Raw genomic sequence first — 21,447 nt, 5'->3', positions numbered from 1 at the left:
TAATGACTATTGATTACTTGATTTCATCAATAAAATTAACTGCATAGCCAATATAGTTAGCTGGCGTCATTGCTTTCAGACGCTCTTTTTCGCTTTCTGGAAGCTCTAAACCATCGATAAACTGTTTCATTCCTTCTGCGGTAACGCGTTTACCACGCGTCAATTCTTTCAGTTTTTCATACGGTTTTTCGATACCATAACGACGCATTACGGTCTGGATTGGCTCAGCCAGGACTTCCCAGTTTTGATCTAATTCATCCAGTAAGTGCTGTTCGTTAACTTCTAACTTGTTCAAGCCTTTCATTGTGGACTGGTAAGCAATCAGGGCATAGCCTAAACCGACACCTAAGTTGCGCAGAACAGTTGAGTCAGTCAGGTCACGCTGCCAGCGTGAAACGGGCAATTTGCTTGCTAAATGACCTAATACTGCGTTTGCTAAACCTAAGTTACCTTCTGAGTTTTCGAAGTCGATAGGGTTAACTTTGTGCGGCATGGTGGATGAACCAATTTCACCGGCAATGGTTTTTTGCTTAAAGTGATTTAAAGCAACATAGCCCCAGATATCACGGTCAAAGTCCAGCACGATCGTGTTAAAACGTGCAACGCAATCAAACAGTTCTGCGATATAATCGTGCGGTTCAATTTGCGTGGTGAACGGGTTCCATTGAATGCCCAATGAGGTCACGAATGTTTCACTGAATTCGTGCCAGTTAACTTCAGGGTAAGCGGCAATGTGGGCGTTATAGTTACCAACGGCACCGTTGATTTTACCTAAGATTTCCACTTGTTCTAACTGGCGGAATTGGCGCTCTAAACGGTACGCAACGTTAGCAAATTCTTTACCAATAGTGGATGGTGTTGCTGGCTGCCCATGAGTACGTGACAGTAAAGGTAAAGTACGGTATTCGTGCGCCATCGCTTTAACTTTATCAATGATTTGACGCCATTGTGGCAGTAAAACTTCTTCACGAGCAGTTTTCAGCATCAATGCATGGGACAGGTTATTGATGTCTTCAGAGGTGCAAGCAAAGTGAATAAACTCAGAGACCGCATGTAGAGCAGGGATATGCGCCACTTTTTCTTTCAGGAAATATTCTACTGCTTTAACGTCGTGGTTAGTTGTGCGCTCAATTTCCTTGATACGCATTGCATCTTTTTCGCAGAAGTTCGCGACGATTTCATCTAAGTAAGCGATTGCGTCGGCATCAAATGAAGGAACTTCTTTGATTTGAGCGGTTGCAGCCAGTTTTTGTAGCCAGCGAACTTCAACTTGCACACGAAATTTCAGTAAGCCAAACTCGCTAAAAATAGTGCGTAAAGCGCTGACTTTATCACCGTAACGGCCGTCAATCGGGGATACAGCGGTCAGTGAGGATAATTCCATTGGTAGCAACTCCAGATTTATAGGTGAGACAAAATTTGTTTCGCCTGATTAGACAGACGGCTTCGAGAAAACATCAGTTGGAGGCGACTTCCGCCAACTTGCTGCCAGAGAACTGCGCAGCGAATACCTGCGAGCAATGTGGCTCTAACTTTGGCTTGAACAACGGTATTTTTCAGAATATCAGGGGAGCCAGTCACTTGAATACGGGGGCCTGCGGGACTGACGACATCCACATAAATTCCGGCGAGTGCGTTAAAAACACCTTCAGACATCGGTTCGAAATAGCTGGCTTGACGCTCAAATTGCTCAATTCGTTGACCGAGTTGGTTCATGGCATTGTCATCTTTGCTTAAGCGGCGCTCTAACGCCATGATGCTAAGCATATAGCGGGTCATCTCCGCAGAGATCCCGCTATTACCCCCGGTCAACATGCCCAGCAGGGCAGTTAAACCGGTTTTTAAATTCGCTTCGTCATTACCGAACACATCCAGCGTGGTGGATGGATTCATGTTGGTCAGGCTATTGACCATGGTTTTACCATCTTGCTCATTAAAGGTACCTTCATGAGCGAGCTTTTGTACCATCAGACTTGCTTGGCAGATACCCGCTAAAGCTAGCGTGATATCGTAATAGTTTTTAGCCACATTTACTCCTGAATACGGGCTTCAATAACGCCGCCACCGAGGCAGACTTCGTCGATATAAAATACCGCAGATTGTCCCGGAGTAACAGCCGCAACCGGATAATCGAAAGTGACTTGGATTTTCTCGGCGCTCAATGGGGTGATTGTACAAGGGATATCCGCTTGACGGTAACGTGTTTTCACCACGCAGCGCAATGGTTCCGTAAGAGTTTGTCTATCGACCCAATCTAATTGCTGAGCAATTAAGCCAGTAGACATTAAACGTGGATGTTCATGACCTTGCGCCACAATCAATTGATTGTTTTCAACGTCTTTATCCACCACATACCATGGTTCTTCAGAACCGTCTTTTGTGCCGCCAATGCCTAACCCTTTGCGTTGACCTAATGTGTGGTACATCAAGCCTTCGTGCTGGCCAATGGTTTCACCGTCAACGGTGACGATAGGACCCGGTTGAGCAGGGAGGTAGCGACCAAGGAAGTCACGGAATTTACGCTCACCAATAAAGCAGATTCCGGTAGAATCTTTTTTCTTCGCGGTCACTAAGCCGATTTCTTCGGCGATGCGGCGTACTTCTGGTTTTTCTAATTCACCCACAGGGAATAAGCTTTTTGCTACTTGTTCATGGCTGAGGGTATACAGGAAGTAGCTTTGGTCTTTGTTGTTATCTAAGCCGCGTAATAGCTGGCTTTTGCCGTCAACATCACGGCGACGAACATAGTGACCCGTTGCGATATAGTCTGCGCCCAGATCTTCGGCAGCAAACTCTAAGAAGGCTTTAAATTTGATCTCTTTGTTACACAGAATATCCGGGTTTGGGGTGCGACCCGCTTTGTATTCTTCTAAAAAGTGTTCGAATACATTGTCCCAATATTCAGCGGCAAAGTTGATAGTGCGTAGCTCGATACCGAGTTTGTCACATACCGCTTGCGCATCTGCAAGGTCAGTTGCTGCGGTGCAATATTCTTCGTTATCGTCTTCTTCCCAGTTCTTCATAAACAGACCGACCACCTGATACCCTTGCTGTTTGAGCAGGTAAGCGGAAACGGATGAATCAACACCACCGGACATACCGACGATGACCTTAATTTGGCTGTTATCTGATTTGGTACTGTTATTTGACATGGGAAATAGTCTCAATGCGGAAAAATCAAGCCCCATACTTTAGCACGTTGCCCCCTTGTTGCACCAGCGTTAGGAGAATAATGTTACTCGTAATGATCACCGAAGGCGGCTAAGACGCTTAAAGGATAGCGAGTACCTTCTTGGTAGCAGCGGATACTTTGGGCAACTAAAGGGGAGCGAAGGTATTGGCTAGTCAGAATTTTCTCTGCGCTAACCCAATGACAAGCGCTGATATCATCATCGTGAGGATGAGTTTCACATGGAGCATCCAGTTCAAGGGCGAATAAGACACGAATAAATTGGGTTTTATCGGGGGCTATCCATTGATGAATTTTAATTAATGTCTGAGGCTCACCAATAATGCCAGTCTCTTCATACAGTTCACGAGCGGCAGCTTGTACTAACGTTTCATTGGCTTCAAGGTGTCCTGCGGGTTGATTCCATGTGGGTTTGTTATTAATCCACTCTTCGACCACTAAAAAACGCCCTTGTGCATGGACAATGGTGGCAACGGTAACATTGGGTTTAAACAACAGTGACCTCCTTCCATTCGCCGGAAGATAAGTTATCGAGCGTAAAATTCCCCATGGCGTAGCGTATTAATCGCAATGTGGGAAAACCAATATTGGCAGTCATACGACGAACTTGCCGATTTCTTCCTTCATAAAGCGTGATCTTCAACCAAGAAGTAGGAATGTTCTTCCGCTCACGGATCGGTGGAACTCGCGCCCATAACCATTCTGGCTCACTGACTAATTCGATGCCTGCGGGTAGGGTGGGTCCGTCATTTAGGGTTAATCCTTGACGAAATTTTGCGAGCGCGCGCTCATCGGGAATGCCTTCTACTTGAGCATAGTAGATTTTTCCTGTTTTTTTCTGCGGCTGGGTAAGCTGAGCTTGTAATTTGCCATCATTGGTGAGGACTAACAGACCTTCACTATCTCTATCTAAACGCCCTGCGGCATAAACATCAGAGATGGGAATATAGTTTTTTAACGTTTCCCGTCCTTGCTCATCTGTAAATTGCGGTAGTACATCAAATGGCTTATTGAAAATAATCACTTTACGTGGCTGGGTTGGACGTGCCACGCGAGAAGATGAATTCGTTGCCAATGAACGACGTGGTTTTGACAGTGAGGATGTGTGCTTGGTGCGGTTACGGTTAGGTGCGTTCATCATTCTTTATTGAAAGTCATTTAAGTCATGCGCAATAGAATAACGATATTTTGACGATAAAGTAAGGCTGTTTTGGGGAGCATCTAAGGGATAAACATGACCAAGCAGCAGGCAGCTCTCCCTTAATTTATAGCTTATTGATTTATTTCATCGATAAAATGAGAAAAAGCGATAAATATTCGCTCTATCAAATGCACACAAAGAGCGTGTTCTTCAGTCGTATAATTAATGATATCAATTAGTTCTGCATCACTACCCATGGCATGACCGGATTCGTGAGCCAAATGAATCTCACCGCAATATTTCAGTGGTATTGGTGATAATTTAGCGAGTTGATTGACGTAAGTGAAGAATGTACGCCCTGTTGCTTCCATGCACTCAATGACAGCCAAGCGAATTTTAGCTGGTTGATTGACAATGGCGCTGATTAATTCATAAACGAGCTTACGGTTAGCTTCCACTTGTGGCGACCATAACCATACTAAGGTATCCGTAATAAGTTGTGGCTCATTCATACGCAATGTGCGGAGATCATCGATATACCAATACCAATGGTCGGAATCTTCTAAAGCATGATTATTGACCGCTATCTCTAAATCATCTTGAGGATTTTCAAAGGGAAGAATGTATTTATTAATGTCCCCAAAGGCCAAAATAAAGAATGTAAGTTTCGGTAAAAATGCAAGTGACTCCTTGACGGGTAAGGATGGGTTGATGGGTTTTAGAAAAAAAGGATGCTGTGAAAATACTTTTTGCTTGAGATTGATTAAGTCCGATAACTTTTCCATATATTCACCTTTTATATTATCTTGAATTAATAATTATATTTTTAATAAATAAAAGTTTATCTTTCTTAATCTATTACGGTGTTTCATTATTTATTTAAATAAAATTCAATCAAATTGGCAATAATTTAAAATTGTTTAAAATCAATGCAATTTTGGTTTGTGTACATTAAAACCATTAAGTACGAATAATTTAATTAAATCTATTAAATCATAAAGATAATATGACAATATATTAATTTCTGTGAGCAGTACGAATGTTTGGATAGAGTATTTTAGATAAGCTATGGAATAAGGCTGTTCAGTATTTAGGTGGTTATTTAGCTTAGGCTTTGACTTTTTAGAGTATTGATGTTTGTTTTAATATTATGATTTAATTGAAGTTGTTTTGATTTCATTGAGTGTTTGGACACGACGATAATGCGTTAAATGCGATCTGCATAAAAGCTTAGCTTAGTAATCATTGGCGTTCGACGCAGATTGCAGTAGTATTGACAGGTCTCTTACAAAAAATTAACAAGCAAAATACGCAAGTGAAGGAGAGGTTAATGGATAGCAAAGTAGTAGTTCCGGCAGAAGGCGCTAAAATTACCATTGATACAAAAGGCAAATTACACGTTCCGAACAACCCAATTATCCCTTTCATTGAAGGTGACGGTATTGGGGTTGATGTTACTCCAGCAATGTTAAAAGTTGTCGATGCAGCAGTTAAAAAAGCCTATAACGGTGAGCGTAAAATTTCTTGGATGGAAATTTATACGGGCGAAAAATCCACTCAGTTATATGGCAAAGATGTTTGGTTACCGCAAGAAACCCTCGATTTAATCCGCGATTACCGCGTTTCTATTAAAGGCCCATTAACCACTCCAGTTGGAGGCGGCATTCGTTCCCTCAACGTTGCACTTCGTCAACAGCTTGATTTATACATCTGCCTACGTCCAGTTCGTTACTACAAAGGGACACCAAGCCCAGTTAAACAGCCTGAACTCACTGATATGGTGATCTTCCGTGAAAACTCAGAAGATATCTATGCTGGTATCGAGTGGAAAGCGGGCAGCGCAGAAGCAGACAAGGTGATCAACTTCCTGCAAAATGAAATGGGCGTGACGAAAATTCGTTTCCCACAAGATTGCGGTATTGGGATCAAGCCATGTTCTGAAGAAGGCACAAAACGTTTAGTTCGCGCGGCAATTGAGTATGCGATCGATAATAACCGTGATTCAGTGACTTTAGTTCATAAAGGCAACATTATGAAATTCACTGAAGGTGCATTTAAAGATTGGGGTTACCAATTAGCACAAGAAGAATTCGGCGGTGAATTAATCGATGGCGGTCCATGGGTTAAAATCAAGAATCCAAAAACTGGCAAAGATATCATTGTTAAAGACGTTATCGCGGATGCATTCTTACAACAAATCCTGCTGCGTCCAGCAGAGTATGATGTTATCGCGTGTATGAACCTGAATGGTGACTATATTTCTGACGCATTAGCTGCACAGGTTGGTGGTATTGGTATTGCACCGGGTGCAAACATCGGTTCTGAATGTGCACTGTTCGAAGCAACTCATGGGACTGCACCGAAATATGCAGGCCAAGATAAAGTAAACCCAGGCTCTATCATTCTGTCCGCAGAAATGATGCTGCGCCACATGGGGTGGGTTGAAGCGGCAGACTTAATCGTTAAAGGTATGGAAGGCGCAATCGCAGCTAAGACTGTAACTTACGATTTCGAACGTCAATTAGAGGGCGCTAAATTACTGAAATGTAGCGAATTCGGCGACGCAATCATTAAACACATGTAATTTATTACGTGATGTAATTAAGAACGGGAGTATAAAAACTCCCGTTTATTTTTTGTTCAATTAAAATTTTCCCCAAAACTCCCCCAAAATCCCTCCCCAAAACGGCTCAAATAATAGGCTATTTAGATCGCGATAATTTGCCATTCTTTACCTCGGTCATCATTATATTTATCAGTCATTTTCTGTGATTTATGGCCAAGAAGTTTCTGAGTATTGATACCTTGTTCTCGATAGAGTCTTTCCGATAAAGAACGTTGTTCATGAAATGAAGGTGCCGATTTTTCTGGCCATGTTAACCCACATTTATCTCTCGCTTTTTTAAAGGTTGTGGTTAATGTGTTTGCTGTAACTTGTTCACCTCTCTGTGCTTGAGAGGTCGTATGGCGATAGTGCACGAGATATTGGCTAAGAACGGAGTCACGACATTTTGAAATAACTTGTTTAAGTGTCATATCAATTGCATCACACTTAATTGAAAGAGGAATAGCTAATTTAGATCCAGTTTTCTCTTGTTCAATGTGCAACATATCATCCCAAATATCTGAAAATTTCATTTTGGCTATATCACCTATACGCTGACCAGTTACAAGTGCTAGTAACATTCCGCACTGCAAATATGGCGGATGGTTTTTGGCTTGTTCATAAATAACTTTCCACTCTTCGAACGTTAGACGTTCACGTTTTACTCTATTTCGAGGTTGTTTTGTCGCAAGTGCAGGGTTATAACCAGGAGGAACGTGACCTGCATGTTGTGCTTCCTTAAATACATCTATTAAAACCATACGTACTACTTGGGCCATTCGGTCATGACCTAATGCTTTTACTGAATCAGTTATTTTAGCTATTTCCAAAGCTGTAATGTCTTTAAGTGAAAATAACCCACAGTGTTGCTTGAATAAATTAATCGGCTTAATTTTTTGTTTGTATGAATTAGGTTTTAATTCACCAAGCTCAACGCGCTCTTGTTGTATTTCTAAATATTTATCTACCCAATTAGAAACGCTGATCCCTACTTTTTTATTTTTGATATTTGATAGGCGATCATTAATGCTTAAAATTTGCTTTGTTTGCTGCTCTGCAATAATGGTATTAGCTTGAGATGCAATCAGAGTAGCTTCTTCGGCATCTGTACCGAGGCTGTGAAATACGCCAGTTAAGGGGTGTTTATACTGCCAGTATGTTTTTCCATTTCGTTTATCTAATTTTCGGTATAGATTTGGAATGGTGATTTTATGAGAACGTGGTCTTGCTGCCATCTGATAAAATCCTCAGTAATTTTTCATTTGCTTGTTCTGGTAATTGAGGTTTAGAAACTAAACCTACGTACCTTGAATCACGATCAATCATCCAACGCTTGCCAACCTTTAAAGCAGGGGGGATCATCATGTTGGCTTTGGCGTATTTAATTAAGACTTGTTGAGTGGGGGCACTATCACCAAATTCTAATTGCGCCCATGCTTCTAGCTTAATCATTCGAGACATCATAGCCTCCTGTGATATTTTTTCTCATTCTGGTCTTGCCTCATCATCGATAAAATAATCTTATCTGCGGTATCACAAGCATGTTTTATTTCAGCTTCAGTGCATGGTCTGTTTTTTACACTAGAAGCTAACTTGCCTAGTTTGATATCGAATTCAGTTAATAATTGTTCCTCGGGCGCCCAAGGGGTTAGTTGTGGTTGTTTCATGGCGGCTACTCATTATTGAATAAACCGCCATGTTAATTATTACTAAAGAACAAAACTGATTAAGCTTAATCAGTTTTTAGCCGGTATAACCGAGTCAACCGGATAACACTCTGCGATTTTCCCTTTGCCGGCTTCAATTTCTCTATCGATTAAACAATTAATTTCATCAGGATAGATATAGCCATATGGCTCAAACTGACAATTTATTGCACTACATACGAGTAAAAATAAACCAAACATTATTTCCCACCTTGCTGTTTCGATACCGGTGGCTGTATTTCAATTTTGATATTTTCCGGCAAATCATAGGAGACTTTGCAACGGCGGTCAGTTGAAATAAAACCGTACGATCCATCAGGTAAGATAATTTTCACTTCCTGGTCTTTTTGATGCACATGTCTTAGCATTGGTCTTGCCCCTTATTTTCTATGCTTCTAATTGCAATTTTAATTTTAGCCAATTGCAAGATAGCCGGTTTATATTCAGCTGATACACCAGAAAAGAAGCGGTTCATTACTCCATGCTCTGGTTTAGTGATCATCATTAAGTTCTCAATGGTGCAGTTTAATGGGTTGCCATCTATGAATTTGATAACATGACCTTTGGGTATCTTTCCGTTACTCTTTTCCCATAGCAAAATATGTTTAAATTTCCACTCGCTCGGCAAGCCTGTTTTTACTTTGGTATATCCAGTTGTAGCTATGACTTCTGCGCCAATTTCATGGCGGTTATGAGGAATATGATTTTTTTTAAAAGAACCTGAATTTGCCCCTTTCAATCCTTTAATGCCCTTGTTTACTGGAATATGACCTTTAATAAACACTCCAGACCTACCAGTTTTCAATTTCAGGCTTTTACGTAACCCATTGATCATGTCTTTTGATCGAGTGGTACCAAACCGGCTATTAAAGTTAATGGTGAGTTGAGGAAGCGATAGTAGGTAGTTTTTACGCATCCAATCACGCATTTCTTCGTTATAAGAAAATCGGCTCATTTTTTAACTTCCAGATAATTAGGGGCGTCTTTAATACGTCCTTCACTAGCCATACGCTTAACACTAATCGCCAACTGCCCATTATTGACAATTTGCGATGCAACTGCGGATAAAGCCTTTGCGCGTCCAATCTCCTCTTTAAGTTCTTCCCCTTTAAGATCTTCATCAGACAGCCTTTCCAATTGCATGAACAAGTAGTTATGTAAATCTTCTAGGTTATTTTTCATAATAAATACACCGTGACATGTCACGTTAGTGAATAATTACCGATGATGTTGGGTAGCCTAGTTGCAGTAAAACCGCTTTTTTTACCATTGATAGAGTATGTTCTTCTTGAGTTGTCACATGCTCAGTTGTATCGGTAGACCACTCTACGCTGCACTTATTGCTTGCTTCATCGTGAGTAATAATAACTTCAAGTTTCATAGCCATAATGTCTCTCCTGATAATGCGCCCATTTCTGGGCGCTATAGGTATTAACGAACCATTAATGAACGGTCACCGACTTCTAAGTGAGCACCGGGAACGTCGATGCCGTTTTCAATCGCTTCCTTGATTGCTCTTTTATCGGGTGCGGTAATAGTCTGAACATCGACTAACTCATTAGGCAGTGCATCTTCATTATCAATGATGACTCGAACAACACCGGCGCGAGCCGTGAATGTATTTTTAGTTGTTTTTAACTTATCCAAGCCCGAAGTTAACAAACAATCCAAAGCGTATTTTTTCAGGTTCTTAACTTGGTTTTCGAATGATTTTTTACGGTCTGCCAGACGTTTGGATTCTTCATCCAGTGTCTTGGCTTGACCTTCTAAATTACGGGCATGAAGCATAATTGCATCGAGCTTATCGCCTAGCTCACCTTCGATACCGACCAACGTATCGGCGATATCTTCGGCGGTAAACTCGCCAGTTTCGACGAGTTGTTGTAATTTGCTGTAGTCAGCAGCCATTGCAATAGCAGTTGTCTTGGTCATTAGATTGCCTCTTCTTTCTGATTAAGTTGGTCTAAACACTCTTTTTCAATTTCATTTAACCGACGTAAACGACCGTTTAAATATCTTTCATATTCAGTATCACCACGTTGTTTAGCTAATTTAGCGTGGGTTGAGATTTCACGGGTTAGGGTTGAAGTAATTCCACGCAATTCGTTTTGCGTCACTGCACTGCGCATAGTTTCAGTGTGTCGAGTGAACTTCTCATCCAACTCTTTACGAACGCGCATTGCATCTTCTGCATTATCCGTCGCCGCTTTGATTTCGTACTCGAGCTTATTGCTAGCTGCATATTCAGGGTTATCGTGCATACCCAAGAAGATATCAGCGGAGAAACCAAGCATGGATAATGCTTTTTTTATGGCGTCTGTTAATGACTTTTTATAAACCTCAATATCAGTCACTAAGCCGTTGTTAGATTTGTATCTAAATTTTGTAGCACCGTAGCTAATTATTTCTCCGCGAACCTCACCTTCAATGATGTACCAAAGTAGGATTTTTATAGAATGGTGCTGCTCGCAAAATAATGATCCATCGGCATCTCGTAAATAACGGGCGCCAATATATTTATTTTTCTCATCGTAAATAGGTTCAGAAAGAGGCATGCCATCGATAAACTCACTCTCAAGCACTTCATAATTCCAACCTGTACCTAATGGACCAAATATTTCAGTTGCACGCATTACCATATAGGTACCGTTTATACTTGTTCCGGTATAGCCAACACCAGTTAACGGCTTTGTGAATCTTGGGTCTGTACGCTGTACTTGCTTCCATATATGCATGTTGGCTTGATGTTCTGCAGTTTGCTGATTAAGAGACTCTTCTAGTATCTTTGCGCGATGTTCAAAGTCATCTTGTTCACTGGCAATTGGCGCAGAAATAACAGGTGTTTCAATCACAACCGGTTCAGGTTCTTTTTCTACTTTAGCCGGTGTGTCTTTCTTCTTGCTGGTGCGCTTTGGTTTTTCTGTTTTAGCTGGTTGCTCAGGTGTTTCATCATTAGCAGGTTTAGTGCCTAAGTTATCAACCGAAAAACGACCATTACCTAAGGAGGTTACTTTCGGATTTTCGGTACCAAGTTTGGCATCGATAAACGCTTTACGGGCATTGGCATCATCAAATAATTCAGGCTTCTCTCGTGCCTCAGTCACTAATGCAAAGATGTTTTCACGCGGGATATCTAGAACGCTAGGGAGCGTACGCAAGTCCATTGATAAACGTTTCCATGCTTTATCTTCACTGGATATTAATTCTTTAGCTTTACGGATATCAGCGCTACGAATGCTGTCAAAATCAACGTCACCAATCAGCGCAAGGGCGATTTCCATATCAAGCATGGCATAGTCACGCTTAAGAATTGGCGCATCCTCTTCGCTTTTTGTTGCAGAGGTCACTTCCACCTTAGGAGCTTCTTTCAACCAACTGTTACCTAAACCGATTACATCGATGAGGGAAACATTATCATCAACATATTCGAAAATAGCATGAGCCATCTCAGATGTTTGTTCCGCATCCATCGAATCGAGAGCTTTTATTCTTCCCAAGCCTTGAGCGATATTACGGATTTTTGGTTGCTCTGAACTTTCATTCATAAAGCTAATGGCTTTACTTACATCAGTGCGAGTAAACTGGGTTTTACCAAACAACAAAATTGCGGCGATACGAATAGTCGTATTTATTTTGTTAAATTCTTCTAATTTTGCTGGCTTCCAACAAGTACCGTCGAATTCATTTTCTATTGCAAATGTTTCATCAAATTGACCAACTGGTGGGCGAGGTGAACCCATGGCATCTTCACAAACAATAGGCTCGTCAGTGTTGAAGTTATCCATAGCGTTTGGATACACTTCTGATAGCTTAACCATGGCTGTTGCCGCAGCTAGTTTTGCATTTGCAGCATCGAGAGCGATAGTTAATGGTACCGCGCCATTAGTGCGAGCCTCGGTCGCTGGCTCAAATACACAGATAAAAGTTTTCATTGGTCTTGCCTCTTAATAAGGGATTTCTTCGTCGATTTTAGAAATTGGCTTGCCTTCCAAACAAAGCAGCATCTGGATCTGGTATTCCAGTAGGCTGGACTTCACTTGCGCATCAGCAAGTATTTTGTTTTGTTCTGCGCGTAAGGACTCAATCTCAGCATTCACTAACTGTTCAGTACTTAGCTCTTGAAATGGAATTTCAACGGTATGTTCAGATACAACGAAACCTAAACCTGACTCCATATCGTATTTGAATGGGAGTGGTCGGTATCGATATGAACCGTCGAATTGCTTTTGTGCATGAATGTAAAGGGTGACACTTAGGGTTTTAGGTTGTGCTTTCATAGCAGCTCCTTTAAAATAACTGTGATCAGTGATTTATCATTGGTCTTGCCTCTTCTAGCGTTTGGTCGCGCTAGTAGAACTCTCGGTTAGCTTTGGTCGGCGACCCGAGGTAAATGAACCCACTTCGGTGGGTTTTTTTACGTCTGCAAATCAATACTCGTCTTTCCGAGCTGTCTGGTCTTGCCTCTAACGTTGGTCTAACTGTTTCCCTGGTGTGGGCTAATTTTTAAGTCTGAACACTTATCTAAACACTTGCTGTGTTTGTATTAATGGAATAAACATTAGCAGCGCTATTTTTTATTATCAATAGCATTGCTAATTATTTTAAGCAAAAAAAAGCCGCTAATATTAGCGGCGGTATTTAACTGTTTGTTTTAGTTAAGCAAAATCAACCATTTTTATTGGAAGAGATTTTATAACTTTACCTATCACACGCAAGTCATGCATCTCAGACTCTTCGATATAAAAGGTTTCATAGGCGGGATTATCTGATTTGACCGCAAGTTTTCGACCTTTAACGCGTTGTAGTCGTTTAATGAATAGGGAATTTTCAAAACTAAACACATAAACGCCATCCCCATCAAAAAAGTCGCTATGTGTATCGACAAAGACAACATCTCTAGGATTAATTGCAGGGGACATACTATCACCACTGATATTAATCATCTCAATACCTTTCAGACTTTTACGACCAAATAGCTCAAAAACTTTTTCGGAAGAGAACTCTATAGATTTTATGGTATCTGGGAAGTCATTGTTAATAAAACCACCCGGACCTGCTTTCGCATATATATCCATTAATCTCAATGTGTTGTGATCATTCCTAATGGATTGTTGCGGCTGAGCTATCTCAACATTTCGATTTGTTGACCTGACGTAGTCGAGTAAAATTTTTAATTCAGGGTTGATATCTTCAGGATCAACGCGAAGTAAAGCAGCAAATTTTAATGTGGTATCTGTATTTAAAGCGGTACGGCCATTTAGGTACTGACTAACTGCTCCCTGCGTAGCAAAGCCAAGTGCCTCCGCGGCTTTTTCTTGAGTTAAGCCGAGAGATTCACGTTTGCTTTCCCAGATATTGCGTAAATTCTGGGCTGCTACCTTGTCAGATTCGGAAATTTTTCTGTTCATACCGTCTAGTTTATTTGTATTACTAATATTTTTCTAATAGCGTTGCTATTGATCTATTTAATTAGCATTGCTAATATTCCATTATTAAGTTAAAAAGGAGCTAACAAATGAAATTAAATATCTACCTAAAGCAACAGCAAATTAGCCAGTCTGAGTTTGCTCAGGCAGTTGGCGTGACACAGGGCTACATTAGCCAAGTCATTGCAGGAAATTACATTCCAAAGGGACGAAAAGCTATTGAGTGGGCATCCAAAACAAATTGGCTAGTGACCCCACATGATTTGAACCCGATAGATTACCCAAACCTTTACGACGGCTTACCCAACGAGCCATCAGTATTACAGCTATCAGATTAAAAAACTGATTATTCATAATCAATTTTGCGACAGGAGACGCAGAGATGAGTTTTGATATCGATATTGTCCGCTCTGAAATTGAGAGCTGGGCTACAGAACATGGTCAAGAGCACGTAGCGATTGAGATAAGCCGTGCGTATTTGCAGATCACACGAGACAAATCACAGAGTCGCTTACATGTGATTGAAGATGAACGAGGCCAAGCGGATTGGAAAGCGATTAACAATAACCGACAGCAGATATTTCGCTGGTTACGGGGTGATTCGAACGCATCGATGAAGAAATTAGCAGAGCTGATGCCTGCAATTGAAATGGCGTTGCCGGCTTCGAGGTTAGCTCGAGTACGTGGCGACACTAAAAACTATTTAGCTTCGGTGGCCATTCAACGCTTTGCAGATGCAATGACCGAAATTTTACTTGAGGGTCGTGACATGTCACGGAATATCAATAGCGCTATTACCGCACTAAATGCAATATCACGCCCGACCAGCGTGCACTAATTCAAGAGGCAAGACCAATGCTAAGAACGACTGAATTGATTACCTACTGCAATGGTTTTTTATTGAATGGAAAGCCAGCAGACAGAAAACAAATCGAAGATATTTTCGAGGGAAGAAGGGCGGCAGCGCTCAATATTGGGGAGCAATACGAACAACAAAAACAAAAGCTACTTTTAAAGAAACTGACGCCTGAGCAGTACCAGAACGCTTGCCGTGATATCGCTAAAGCACTGGGGGTGTGAAATGAGACCATCAGACTTGTTACTCGATTTTGGGCGGCCAGTGGCTTACTACCCTGGTCTAGTTAAACGCTTTGGTAGCGTCAATGCGGTGATATTTTTTAGCCAGATATTTTATTGGCAGGATAAAACGGATTCTGAATTAGGGGTCTATAAGTCATCTGAGGATATTACGGTCGAAACGGGGTTAAGCTATCGCGAGCAACTCACAGCCAGAAAGCATCTTGTTAAACGTGGGATTTTAATTGAAACGGATAGGCGTTTAGAACACAAAATATATTACCGTATAGATTGCGACCAACTTGACCAAATTATGACGCAACCTATTGATAATCTACCAAATGCGCAAAGCGCAACTGGGGAAAGTCACAATGGGGATTTGGCGAAACAACAAAATGAACAGCCGCCACAAAACAAATTCGACGGTGGCGGTGAAACAAATCCGCAGTTCGATCCTACAGAGATTACAACAGAGATTACTACAGAGAATATAAACCCTTCTTGTCCGGTCGTTTCACAACCCGACGAAAACATGAATGATAATTCGTTTGTGGCTCGCCACCCTGATGCCGTTGTGTTCAGTGCAAGGAAGCGGCAGTGGGGTACATCGGATGATTTGCTTTGTGCGCAGTGGATATCCAAACGGGTGACTGAGCTTTACGAAAATGTATCTGCATCTGATGACGACATCAAACCCCCGAAAGAACCTAACTGGGCTTTATGGGCCAATGAGGTGCGGTTGATGCGCACCATTGATGGCAGAACGCACAGGCAGATTTGTAGGTTGTTTGATAGGGCCAATAAGGACTCATTTTGGTGCAAAAATATTCTTAGCCCAAGCACACTTCGCAAGCAGTGGGACAAGCTAGTATTAAAATTTGCTGAAATTCCACAAGGTGAAGATTGTTTGCCAGCACAAGCCCATTGGAACAGCCCTGAAGCATGGGAGAACACGCTATGAAAAGTCTTCTCTCCGCAATTGAAAACAGAGATAACAAAAAATTATCGAGCCTAATTCAGTCAAGCAATAAACCTGCTGGAATCAATGAACATGCGGAAAAGTTGGTTGATATGCTGTTTGATAACTTAGTGCAAATTTTCCCAGCGGCAAAGCATACTGTGTTTTCAAACCAAGACGATATTTCAGCAACTAAACGGCAATGGGTACTGGCGTTTATCGAGAATGGCATAACATCCGTTGAGCAATTGAAAGCAGGAATGAGTGTGGCTAGGCAGCAAGAGTCCGACTTTTTCCCCTCTTGTGGCAAATTTATCAGCTGGTGCCGCGAAGGAATGATGCAAGCTATGGGCCTACCTTCAGTTTGTGAGGTCATGGCGGAAATGAAGCGCTACAGCAACATGGAGTGGCGATATCCATCCGTTGAGGCATTCCCTTGGAAATCAGCTGTTATGTATTGGATTGTACCAGAAGCAAGGCGACGCATGACGCAGTATAACTTGTCCGATAAAGAGATTAGGGAATCCATCAAGAAGCAACTGATAGCCTTTTACAACCAGATACAGGAAGGTAAGCCAATCCCACCAATTAAGCCGTTAATAGGCCAAACTAAAAGAGGGGTTTCTACATCAGAGTTAATTGATAAAGAGGGTAAATATCGACTGATAGGGCAGCAAGCGTTAAAGGAAATTAGGGCTAAAATTTTATATCGGGATGGTTAATTAGTTATTGACTGAATATATTGTATATAGTGAAACCTAAATCAAATAAAAGTGATGAAAAATGAAACAAAAACCGATGTCTAAAGAGCTTGTTTTGCTGGATGTTGAAAAAATTAATGGCTATTTGTGTGCTGTTGAGTCGTTGAATTGGGCGCCGAATATCTCACCTGATTATGAGTGTACTTATGTGGAAGAGAAAACGACTTTACTTAGCTCCGTTCAGTCAGTGATTGTTCGCCATAGCGATAAGCATCCCATTGAGCATTGGCATGTTTCGTTAGAGCCAATTAGTGAGAAGGATATGATTAAAATAGTGGAAGAATGGTTTTTTCAGCTTGGCGTCGCTGCAAAACATTCTGATTTACTAAAGGATTTACTCGTTGGCTTTAAAGACTTAATTAAGCCATATACTGTTGGCTCTTCCATATACAGGGTGAATATGACCCCGCCAATTTGGTACGCAATACGTTGGGATAATTTTGTTATCCATTCTAGGCATGGCTCTCTTTTATTTGAATTTAATTTTGATGGATAAAGTGTTTGTAATTAGTTTTATGGGAAAGAGGCAAGACCAATGGCAAAAACAGCAGCGGAACGAAAAGCGGAGCAACGTAAGCGGCAAAAGGAATCAGGTGTTACTAAAATAGAGTTATTTCTTGATGAGCAAGAGAGTTAGAAATGCTTCAAAGAAATTGCGTATTACGTAGACCAGGAAGAGAGCCATATGATGTCGCTAATCGTAGAGCTAAATAAAAGGCGCTGTAAAAAGTGTGATGAGCAGCTGCCGGTGGCTGAGTGTTGCCTTAGTGGTTGCTCTAAGTGTTGGAATACATTAGGGTGGCATGAGTTGAAGTTAATTATTTAAGTTAGAAACTATGAAGAAACTGATCCTTGCAGTAGGCTATTAATATTTTTAATACTGGTATAAAGGAGTTGGGATGGTTAATGAAGTATATAAATATGTTCCTCCTGAACGTGTGGATATCTTAAGATCAAAAAGAATTTGTTTTTCCAAAAAAGATCAGCTGAATGATAATTTTGAATTTGAAGTCAAATTTAATGTTTGTGGGAGTCATGATGATGATTTAGAGTATTTTATTAATCAATTTTGTTCATCTACAGAGCCATCGAAAGAAAAAGATGCATTATTAAGTTTAAAACCTTTCTACGAGATGCAATTGAATAAAAAATTCACAATGAAAGAGTTTTTATATTTTTTAGCTAAAAATAGTCCTGAGATTGAATTTTTAATAAAATCAATTTTGGATAAAATGAATGAAGAATATGTAAAAGTGATAAAAAATTTATTATGTGTGCTATGTTTGACTAATAGCAGGGATAGTAATTATATGTGGGGGCACTACGCCTCATCGTATAAAGGTTTTATGATAGGTTTTAATAGGGAAAACTCTTTTTTTGATAAAAGAACTAGTAAAGATGATTTAATGCGTAAGTTAAAAGATGTTATATATGTTGATGATATACCAAAAATATATCTCAATTATGACTTAAATAAAGAGGGAATGGTCAGCCATTATATGTTCCATCATAAGCATACAGATCATAAGCAAGAAATGGAATGCAGAATTGTTGATATAATAAATAATGCAAATTTTATAACAGAAAATGGTTTCCATTTATTTGACCTTCCTAAAGGTTTAATAACCTCTGTAACTTTTGGGCATAACATGTCTACAGATAACGAAGCAGAAATTAGAAATTTAATCGAGAATGACGATTATTTTGATGGTGTTATGATGTATAAAGCAATACCAAATGCGGATACTAGAAAAATAGACAGGGAGCTGATTGAATAAATAGACTACAAAGATGGATCTAGATGCTTAATTTTCACTATGGTAATATAATTCTCATTGGCCTGAACACCCAATCTTAACACTTGCTGTGTCTACTGAGAGAAACGTATGGCACAGCATAGCTTTATCAAAATGTCTAACGACACTCTTGTACCGGCTAATCCAGCGGCAAGGGATTTTTTACATTCCAAAATCAAGTGTGGTGATGTGCTTTCGGCTGACTTCAAGAAAGCCCGCAACCCACGTTTTCACCGTAAATACTTCGCACTACTCAATCTAGGGTATGAATACTGGGAACCAACCGGCGGCACAATTTCGCCTGAAGAAAAAGAATTGGTTCGTGGTTACGTTAAATTCCTCGCTTACTACACAGATAACGACGATGCTCTTCAATCCGCTGCAGATGTTTACCTAGATGAGATAGCACAGAAACGTGCTCACAATATCTCAGCAACCAAATCCTTTGATGCTTTCCGATATTGGGTAGTAGAGCAATCTGGCCATTATGAAACCTTTGAGATGCCGGATGGCAGCTTGCGCCGCGTCGCTAAATCAATCAGCTTTGCCAAAATGGATGACCTAGCTTTTGGCGAACTCTACAAAGCCACGCTCGATGTGCTTTGGAACTTCATTCTATTCCGTAAATTTCCCACCCAAGAAGCTGCTGAAAATGCGGCAGCTCAGTTATTAGATTTTACCTAGAGGCAAGACCAATGACCAAAAAATCAAAGACCAAAGAAGATAAACAGTGGCTATCAGATGTAGCCGCACTTGGCTGTATTTGCTGTCGAAACATGGGATATGGAGCAAGTCCCGCGGAAATTCATCATACACGAACAGGGCAGGGCATGGCTCAACGAGCTAGCCACAAAGATGTATTGCCGTTATGTCCACCTCACCATCGTGCTAACTATGACACTGGTTTTCATGCAGCCCCTAAAATATGGCAAAAAATTCACGGTACCGAAATCGAGTTACTCGAGCAAACCAAAAGAGAAGTCATGGAGCTGCGAGCATGTCGAGTATAAAAATTATTTCTGATGGGCTTGTACTTGATGCTGAGCAAGAAGCTTGGTTGCATGGTTGGCTATCCAAATTCGGTGCTTGGGTTTACAGTGGTAGATTAGAAAAACGCCAAAGCAGTATCATTGCTGAATTTATGGCAACTGTAGAAAAGCGTGATTATCCAGAAAGGGAAATGTGTAATGACGATGACGGAATGTTAATCACCAAGGTGGTCGATAAAATTTATCATATAGACCGAGTTGCATTTACGTTATTGTTATTACGCTATGCTTTTGTGAGCTCCGACCGTGCCATTGCTCGTTATTATTATGGTATTGCACAGCCACGCCAGATGGTCCGCAGAAATCGCACGCTTGAACATCGAAAGCCCTCGATGGCCACATGTCGCCGTGAGGTAAAAGAAATCATTCGTTCTGCCGAGTATTTAATTTATCCACATCTCTATAATGCATTTAAAATACGCGATAATGAGTGGAAAAAGAAAAATAATAGTAAGAACGTGTTGACTTCTTTGAGCCAATGATCCACTATTTACGTATAAGTTGCCGTTTTAGTAACTGTGACGAACTAACCCAGCCAATGCGCTGGGTTTTTTGTTACCCAATAAATCAGAAAGTAACTATTCATATCATTGTTTTGTTGTCTTCCAACAGCTACTCACATTTTGATTTTTACAAAACTCCATAACTTCCCTACCAAATGCTTTTTCAGTTTTTATAAGATTTTTTGTTTTTACGTGTTGGATTGAATGTATTTTCCAATGGCTAAAAACACCAAAATCGTTGGGGTCAGTAATTGACTGGGTTAGCTTAGGTATTGATCTGGAATTCTTACTTTGTATTTGGTTAGGTATTTTGTTTGCGAATTCGGCATAGAATTTTTTAGGACTAAATGGATTTTCAGGATCATATTTTAGGTTAAGAGCAGTACATAAATCTTTATATGCCGAGCTGGGTGTTATTATAGGACTAATTTCAAAACCATTTTTTACATTCACAAAAAAACTACATTTATGATTTTTTGCACCAAAAAGTAATTGATATGGTGATTTGTTAATGAAAAAAGCCACATCGAATGTAACTTGATTAATTTTGAATTCAAACTGTGTTTTTGTGACATTGTTTTTGCGCATATCACGGCAAAGCTGACGCAATCCTTCTAGTTTCATTACATTACCTTATAGCTAACTTTTGCTTATAGACCACTAACGCGTACCTTTAAATAAAGGGGAGCATATGCCTCATGAAACACAACTCATTATTCATGATTTTTTAACTGTATCGGCATTAGTGTCATGGCAGGATTATTGGCGAAATATTCAATATTAGCGTCAGATAGCGGGCCAGATAAGAGAGTATGCCAGTTCTCAATAGCTCTTTCATAATGTTTTCTCTGAAGCGGCTTTTGCACAAGAAGCTGATTAGATAGCTCAGGATTGTTTTGTCGTAACATTTTGAGGTTAAACTCAGCTCTATCCATTTTCTCAATGGCGCTATTCATACTACGGCTGATTAGAGTTTTGAAAAAAATGACAGTGCCAATACCTATGTATCCACCACGCTCGAGTAATTCGGCGGTCATATCTAAGAAATCAGATTCGTTTTCTGAGCCTGTTATTTGAAAATCATGTTTTATAAATAAGAGTAAGCAGATCAGTTCGGTCGATCGAATGGTAGTTGGTAAGCTTTCAAGAAATGAATAAATATATAATCTTGGATCCTCATACTGCATTGAATTTTCCTTATTCAGATTGTTATGTTTGGCGATTTAACAATATCA

The 21,447-nt window shown here is 40.5% G+C and carries 31 protein-coding genes and 1 pseudogene; 12 read left to right on the top strand and 20 right to left on the bottom strand.

The window, feature by feature from the left end; translation table 11 throughout:
- Window positions 1-13: 13 nt before the first annotated feature.
- From purB to PR799_RS08600, 6 genes are all read right to left on the bottom strand, one after another.
- Window positions 14-1,384: an adenylosuccinate lyase gene (gene purB, locus PR799_RS08625; RefSeq protein WP_154627130.1), complete on the bottom strand. Its 1,371-nt coding sequence runs from the start codon at window positions 1,382-1,384 to the stop codon at window positions 14-16.
- A gap of 17 nt (window positions 1,385-1,401) precedes the next feature.
- A complete protein-coding gene (gene hflD, locus PR799_RS08620) occupies window positions 1,402-2,028 on the bottom strand; it encodes a high frequency lysogenization protein HflD (protein WP_132495244.1) in 627 nt (208 codons plus the stop codon).
- 2 nt (window positions 2,029-2,030) lie between these two features.
- Window positions 2,031-3,152, bottom strand: coding sequence for a tRNA 2-thiouridine(34) synthase MnmA (gene mnmA / locus PR799_RS08615; RefSeq protein WP_154603604.1), 1,122 nt, complete (start codon window positions 3,150-3,152; stop codon window positions 2,031-2,033).
- 83 nt (window positions 3,153-3,235) lie between these two features.
- Window positions 3,236-3,685: an NUDIX hydrolase gene (locus PR799_RS08610; protein ID WP_154627128.1), complete on the bottom strand. Its 450-nt coding sequence runs from the start codon at window positions 3,683-3,685 to the stop codon at window positions 3,236-3,238.
- Entirely contained in the window at window positions 3,678-4,328 is a 651-nt protein-coding gene (gene rluE / locus PR799_RS08605) for a 23S rRNA pseudouridine(2457) synthase RluE (RefSeq protein WP_272521782.1), read from the bottom strand. Before rluE ends, PR799_RS08610 begins: the two co-directional genes overlap by 8 nt.
- Before the next feature lie 134 nt (window positions 4,329-4,462).
- The gene (locus PR799_RS08600; RefSeq protein WP_272521732.1) at window positions 4,463-5,116 is read right to left on the bottom strand and encodes a hypothetical protein; all 654 of its coding nucleotides are present in this window, start codon (window positions 5,114-5,116) and stop codon (window positions 4,463-4,465) included.
- A gap of 545 nt (window positions 5,117-5,661) precedes the next feature.
- Between PR799_RS08600 and icd the strand changes: the two genes are divergently transcribed.
- The gene (gene icd / locus PR799_RS08595; protein ID WP_154627126.1) at window positions 5,662-6,915 is read left to right on the top strand and encodes an NADP-dependent isocitrate dehydrogenase; all 1,254 of its coding nucleotides are present in this window, start codon (window positions 5,662-5,664) and stop codon (window positions 6,913-6,915) included.
- A gap of 122 nt (window positions 6,916-7,037) precedes the next feature.
- Here the strand turns inward: icd and PR799_RS08590 are convergent, their stop codons facing one another.
- The 12 genes from PR799_RS08590 to PR799_RS08535 form a co-directional block, all read right to left on the bottom strand.
- The gene (locus PR799_RS08590; protein ID WP_272521730.1) at window positions 7,038-8,171 is read right to left on the bottom strand and encodes a site-specific integrase; all 1,134 of its coding nucleotides are present in this window, start codon (window positions 8,169-8,171) and stop codon (window positions 7,038-7,040) included.
- On the bottom strand, window positions 8,146-8,397 hold the full coding sequence (locus PR799_RS08585) for an excisionase (RefSeq protein ID WP_225575578.1): 252 nt from the start codon (window positions 8,395-8,397) through the stop codon (window positions 8,146-8,148). The genes PR799_RS08590 and PR799_RS08585 overlap by 26 nt, the downstream gene beginning before the upstream one ends.
- Complete coding sequence (locus PR799_RS08580) at window positions 8,397-8,603, bottom strand: hypothetical protein (RefSeq protein WP_272521728.1); 207 nt, start codon at window positions 8,601-8,603, stop codon at window positions 8,397-8,399. Before PR799_RS08580 ends, PR799_RS08585 begins: the two co-directional genes overlap by 1 nt.
- Window positions 8,604-8,672: 69 nt before the next feature.
- Window positions 8,673-8,843: a hypothetical protein gene (locus tag PR799_RS08575; protein ID WP_272521726.1), complete on the bottom strand. Its 171-nt coding sequence runs from the start codon at window positions 8,841-8,843 to the stop codon at window positions 8,673-8,675.
- Window positions 8,843-9,010 (bottom strand): hypothetical protein, encoded by a 168-nt coding sequence (locus PR799_RS08570; RefSeq protein ID WP_272521725.1) that lies wholly within the window; start codon window positions 9,008-9,010, stop codon window positions 8,843-8,845. Before PR799_RS08570 ends, PR799_RS08575 begins: the two co-directional genes overlap by 1 nt.
- Window positions 9,004-9,597, bottom strand: coding sequence for an HNH endonuclease signature motif containing protein (locus tag PR799_RS08565; protein WP_272521724.1), 594 nt, complete (start codon window positions 9,595-9,597; stop codon window positions 9,004-9,006). Before PR799_RS08565 ends, PR799_RS08570 begins: the two co-directional genes overlap by 7 nt.
- Entirely contained in the window at window positions 9,594-9,824 is a 231-nt protein-coding gene (locus PR799_RS08560) for a hypothetical protein (protein WP_006660853.1), read from the bottom strand. Before PR799_RS08560 ends, PR799_RS08565 begins: the two co-directional genes overlap by 4 nt.
- Before the next feature lie 25 nt (window positions 9,825-9,849).
- Entirely contained in the window at window positions 9,850-10,029 is a 180-nt protein-coding gene (locus PR799_RS08555; protein ID WP_006814785.1) for a hypothetical protein, read from the bottom strand.
- Window positions 10,030-10,073: 44 nt separating this feature from the next.
- On the bottom strand, window positions 10,074-10,574 hold the full coding sequence (locus PR799_RS08550) for a siphovirus Gp157 family protein (RefSeq protein ID WP_272521723.1): 501 nt from the start codon (window positions 10,572-10,574) through the stop codon (window positions 10,074-10,076).
- Window positions 10,574-12,574 carry a hypothetical protein gene (locus PR799_RS08545; protein ID WP_272521722.1) on the bottom strand — a complete coding sequence of 667 codons (2,001 nt, stop codon included), beginning with the start codon at window positions 12,572-12,574 and terminating at the stop codon, window positions 10,574-10,576. The genes PR799_RS08550 and PR799_RS08545 overlap by 1 nt, the downstream gene beginning before the upstream one ends.
- A 12-nt stretch (window positions 12,575-12,586) precedes the next feature.
- On the bottom strand, window positions 12,587-12,919 hold the full coding sequence (locus PR799_RS08540) for a hypothetical protein (protein WP_272521721.1): 333 nt from the start codon (window positions 12,917-12,919) through the stop codon (window positions 12,587-12,589).
- Between the two features lie 378 nt (window positions 12,920-13,297).
- On the bottom strand, window positions 13,298-14,050 hold the full coding sequence (locus tag PR799_RS08535) for a LexA family transcriptional regulator (protein WP_272521720.1): 753 nt from the start codon (window positions 14,048-14,050) through the stop codon (window positions 13,298-13,300).
- Window positions 14,051-14,157: 107 nt separating this feature from the next.
- Here PR799_RS08535 and PR799_RS08530 point away from each other — a divergent pair, with 107 nt between their 5' ends.
- From PR799_RS08530 to PR799_RS08480, 11 genes and pseudogenes are all read left to right on the top strand, one after another.
- Entirely contained in the window at window positions 14,158-14,406 is a 249-nt protein-coding gene (locus PR799_RS08530; protein ID WP_272521719.1) for a helix-turn-helix domain-containing protein, read from the top strand.
- Window positions 14,407-14,450: 44 nt separating this feature from the next.
- The gene (locus PR799_RS08525; RefSeq protein ID WP_272517940.1) at window positions 14,451-14,906 is read left to right on the top strand and encodes a toxin YdaT family protein; all 456 of its coding nucleotides are present in this window, start codon (window positions 14,451-14,453) and stop codon (window positions 14,904-14,906) included.
- Between the two features lie 17 nt (window positions 14,907-14,923).
- Window positions 14,924-15,148, top strand: coding sequence for a hypothetical protein (locus tag PR799_RS08520; RefSeq protein ID WP_272521718.1), 225 nt, complete (start codon window positions 14,924-14,926; stop codon window positions 15,146-15,148).
- Window position 15,149: 1 nt separating this feature from the next.
- On the top strand, window positions 15,150-16,106 hold the full coding sequence (locus PR799_RS08515) for a hypothetical protein (RefSeq protein ID WP_272521717.1): 957 nt from the start codon (window positions 15,150-15,152) through the stop codon (window positions 16,104-16,106).
- Window positions 16,103-16,825, top strand: a complete 723-nt coding sequence (locus PR799_RS08510; RefSeq protein WP_272521716.1) for a replication protein P — start codon at window positions 16,103-16,105, stop codon at window positions 16,823-16,825. Before PR799_RS08515 ends, PR799_RS08510 begins: the two co-directional genes overlap by 4 nt.
- A 61-nt stretch (window positions 16,826-16,886) precedes the next feature.
- Window positions 16,887-17,360, top strand: coding sequence for a hypothetical protein (locus PR799_RS08505; RefSeq protein WP_272521715.1), 474 nt, complete (start codon window positions 16,887-16,889; stop codon window positions 17,358-17,360).
- Window positions 17,361-17,399: 39 nt separating this feature from the next.
- A pseudogene (locus PR799_RS08500) lies at window positions 17,400-17,690 on the top strand (hypothetical protein).
- A 73-nt stretch (window positions 17,691-17,763) separates the two neighbouring features.
- The gene (locus PR799_RS08495; protein WP_272521714.1) at window positions 17,764-18,642 is read left to right on the top strand and encodes a DUF2971 domain-containing protein; all 879 of its coding nucleotides are present in this window, start codon (window positions 17,764-17,766) and stop codon (window positions 18,640-18,642) included.
- 108 nt (window positions 18,643-18,750) lie between these two features.
- The gene (locus PR799_RS08490) at window positions 18,751-19,344 is read left to right on the top strand and encodes a DUF1367 family protein (protein WP_150375423.1); all 594 of its coding nucleotides are present in this window, start codon (window positions 18,751-18,753) and stop codon (window positions 19,342-19,344) included.
- 11 nt (window positions 19,345-19,355) lie between these two features.
- On the top strand, window positions 19,356-19,670 hold the full coding sequence (locus PR799_RS08485) for a Ref family recombination enhancement nuclease (RefSeq protein ID WP_272521713.1): 315 nt from the start codon (window positions 19,356-19,358) through the stop codon (window positions 19,668-19,670).
- Complete coding sequence (locus PR799_RS08480) at window positions 19,658-20,191, top strand: antiterminator Q family protein (RefSeq protein WP_272521712.1); 534 nt, start codon at window positions 19,658-19,660, stop codon at window positions 20,189-20,191. Before PR799_RS08485 ends, PR799_RS08480 begins: the two co-directional genes overlap by 13 nt.
- A gap of 105 nt (window positions 20,192-20,296) precedes the next feature.
- Here PR799_RS08480 and PR799_RS08475 read toward each other — a convergent pair whose 3' ends face one another.
- Together PR799_RS08475 and PR799_RS08470 are read right to left on the bottom strand one after the other, a co-directional pair.
- Window positions 20,297-20,836, bottom strand: coding sequence for a DUF6037 family protein (locus tag PR799_RS08475; RefSeq protein WP_272521711.1), 540 nt, complete (start codon window positions 20,834-20,836; stop codon window positions 20,297-20,299).
- Window positions 20,837-20,925: 89 nt separating this feature from the next.
- Window positions 20,926-21,399 (bottom strand): hypothetical protein, encoded by a 474-nt coding sequence (locus PR799_RS08470; protein ID WP_272521710.1) that lies wholly within the window; start codon window positions 21,397-21,399, stop codon window positions 20,926-20,928.
- Window positions 21,400-21,447 lie beyond the last annotated feature (48 nt).

It is taken from the genome of Providencia sp. PROV202 (genome assembly GCF_028479565.1).
In the GTDB taxonomy this organism is placed as follows: Bacteria; Pseudomonadota; Gammaproteobacteria; order Enterobacterales; family Enterobacteriaceae; genus Providencia; species Providencia zhijiangensis.
Note: the sequence above shows the minus strand (reverse complement) of the source record. Positions and strands in the feature narration are given on the sequence as shown.

What these genes read in the sequence shown, in the direction of transcription:
- purB (WP_154627130.1), bottom strand. Translation starts at nt 1,384, where the DNA reads ATGGAATTATCCTCACTGACCGCTGTATCCCCGATTGACGGCCGTTAC.
- mnmA (WP_154603604.1), bottom strand. Translation starts at nt 3,152, where the DNA reads ATGTCAAATAACAGTACCAAATCAGATAACAGCCAAATTAAGGTCATC.
- rluE (WP_272521782.1), bottom strand. Translation starts at nt 4,328, where the DNA reads ATGAACGCACCTAACCGTAACCGCACCAAGCACACATCCTCACTGTCA.
- PR799_RS08600 (WP_272521732.1), bottom strand. Translation starts at nt 5,116, where the DNA reads ATGGAAAAGTTATCGGACTTAATCAATCTCAAGCAAAAAGTATTTTCA.
- icd (WP_154627126.1), top strand. Translation starts at nt 5,662, where the DNA reads ATGGATAGCAAAGTAGTAGTTCCGGCAGAAGGCGCTAAAATTACCATT.
- PR799_RS08590 (WP_272521730.1), bottom strand. Translation starts at nt 8,171, where the DNA reads ATGGCAGCAAGACCACGTTCTCATAAAATCACCATTCCAAATCTATAC.
- PR799_RS08585 (WP_225575578.1), bottom strand. Translation starts at nt 8,397, where the DNA reads ATGTCTCGAATGATTAAGCTAGAAGCATGGGCGCAATTAGAATTTGGT.
- PR799_RS08580 (WP_272521728.1), bottom strand. Translation starts at nt 8,603, where the DNA reads ATGAAACAACCACAACTAACCCCTTGGGCGCCCGAGGAACAATTATTA.
- PR799_RS08575 (WP_272521726.1), bottom strand. Translation starts at nt 8,843, where the DNA reads ATGTTTGGTTTATTTTTACTCGTATGTAGTGCAATAAATTGTCAGTTT.
- PR799_RS08570 (WP_272521725.1), bottom strand. Translation starts at nt 9,010, where the DNA reads ATGCTAAGACATGTGCATCAAAAAGACCAGGAAGTGAAAATTATCTTA.
- PR799_RS08565 (WP_272521724.1), bottom strand. Translation starts at nt 9,597, where the DNA reads ATGAGCCGATTTTCTTATAACGAAGAAATGCGTGATTGGATGCGTAAA.
- PR799_RS08560 (WP_006660853.1), bottom strand. Translation starts at nt 9,824, where the DNA reads ATGAAAAATAACCTAGAAGATTTACATAACTACTTGTTCATGCAATTG.
- PR799_RS08555 (WP_006814785.1), bottom strand. Translation starts at nt 10,029, where the DNA reads ATGGCTATGAAACTTGAAGTTATTATTACTCACGATGAAGCAAGCAAT.
- PR799_RS08550 (WP_272521723.1), bottom strand. Translation starts at nt 10,574, where the DNA reads ATGACCAAGACAACTGCTATTGCAATGGCTGCTGACTACAGCAAATTA.
- PR799_RS08545 (WP_272521722.1), bottom strand. Translation starts at nt 12,574, where the DNA reads ATGAAAACTTTTATCTGTGTATTTGAGCCAGCGACCGAGGCTCGCACT.
- PR799_RS08540 (WP_272521721.1), bottom strand. Translation starts at nt 12,919, where the DNA reads ATGAAAGCACAACCTAAAACCCTAAGTGTCACCCTTTACATTCATGCA.
- PR799_RS08535 (WP_272521720.1), bottom strand. Translation starts at nt 14,050, where the DNA reads ATGAACAGAAAAATTTCCGAATCTGACAAGGTAGCAGCCCAGAATTTA.
- PR799_RS08530 (WP_272521719.1), top strand. Translation starts at nt 14,158, where the DNA reads ATGAAATTAAATATCTACCTAAAGCAACAGCAAATTAGCCAGTCTGAG.
- PR799_RS08525 (WP_272517940.1), top strand. Translation starts at nt 14,451, where the DNA reads ATGAGTTTTGATATCGATATTGTCCGCTCTGAAATTGAGAGCTGGGCT.
- PR799_RS08520 (WP_272521718.1), top strand. Translation starts at nt 14,924, where the DNA reads ATGCTAAGAACGACTGAATTGATTACCTACTGCAATGGTTTTTTATTG.
- PR799_RS08515 (WP_272521717.1), top strand. Translation starts at nt 15,150, where the DNA reads ATGAGACCATCAGACTTGTTACTCGATTTTGGGCGGCCAGTGGCTTAC.
- PR799_RS08510 (WP_272521716.1), top strand. Translation starts at nt 16,103, where the DNA reads ATGAAAAGTCTTCTCTCCGCAATTGAAAACAGAGATAACAAAAAATTA.
- PR799_RS08505 (WP_272521715.1), top strand. Translation starts at nt 16,887, where the DNA reads ATGAAACAAAAACCGATGTCTAAAGAGCTTGTTTTGCTGGATGTTGAA.
- PR799_RS08495 (WP_272521714.1), top strand. Translation starts at nt 17,764, where the DNA reads ATGGTTAATGAAGTATATAAATATGTTCCTCCTGAACGTGTGGATATC.
- PR799_RS08490 (WP_150375423.1), top strand. Translation starts at nt 18,751, where the DNA reads ATGGCACAGCATAGCTTTATCAAAATGTCTAACGACACTCTTGTACCG.
- PR799_RS08485 (WP_272521713.1), top strand. Translation starts at nt 19,356, where the DNA reads ATGACCAAAAAATCAAAGACCAAAGAAGATAAACAGTGGCTATCAGAT.
- PR799_RS08480 (WP_272521712.1), top strand. Translation starts at nt 19,658, where the DNA reads ATGTCGAGTATAAAAATTATTTCTGATGGGCTTGTACTTGATGCTGAG.
- PR799_RS08475 (WP_272521711.1), bottom strand. Translation starts at nt 20,836, where the DNA reads ATGAAACTAGAAGGATTGCGTCAGCTTTGCCGTGATATGCGCAAAAAC.
- PR799_RS08470 (WP_272521710.1), bottom strand. Translation starts at nt 21,399, where the DNA reads ATGCAGTATGAGGATCCAAGATTATATATTTATTCATTTCTTGAAAGC.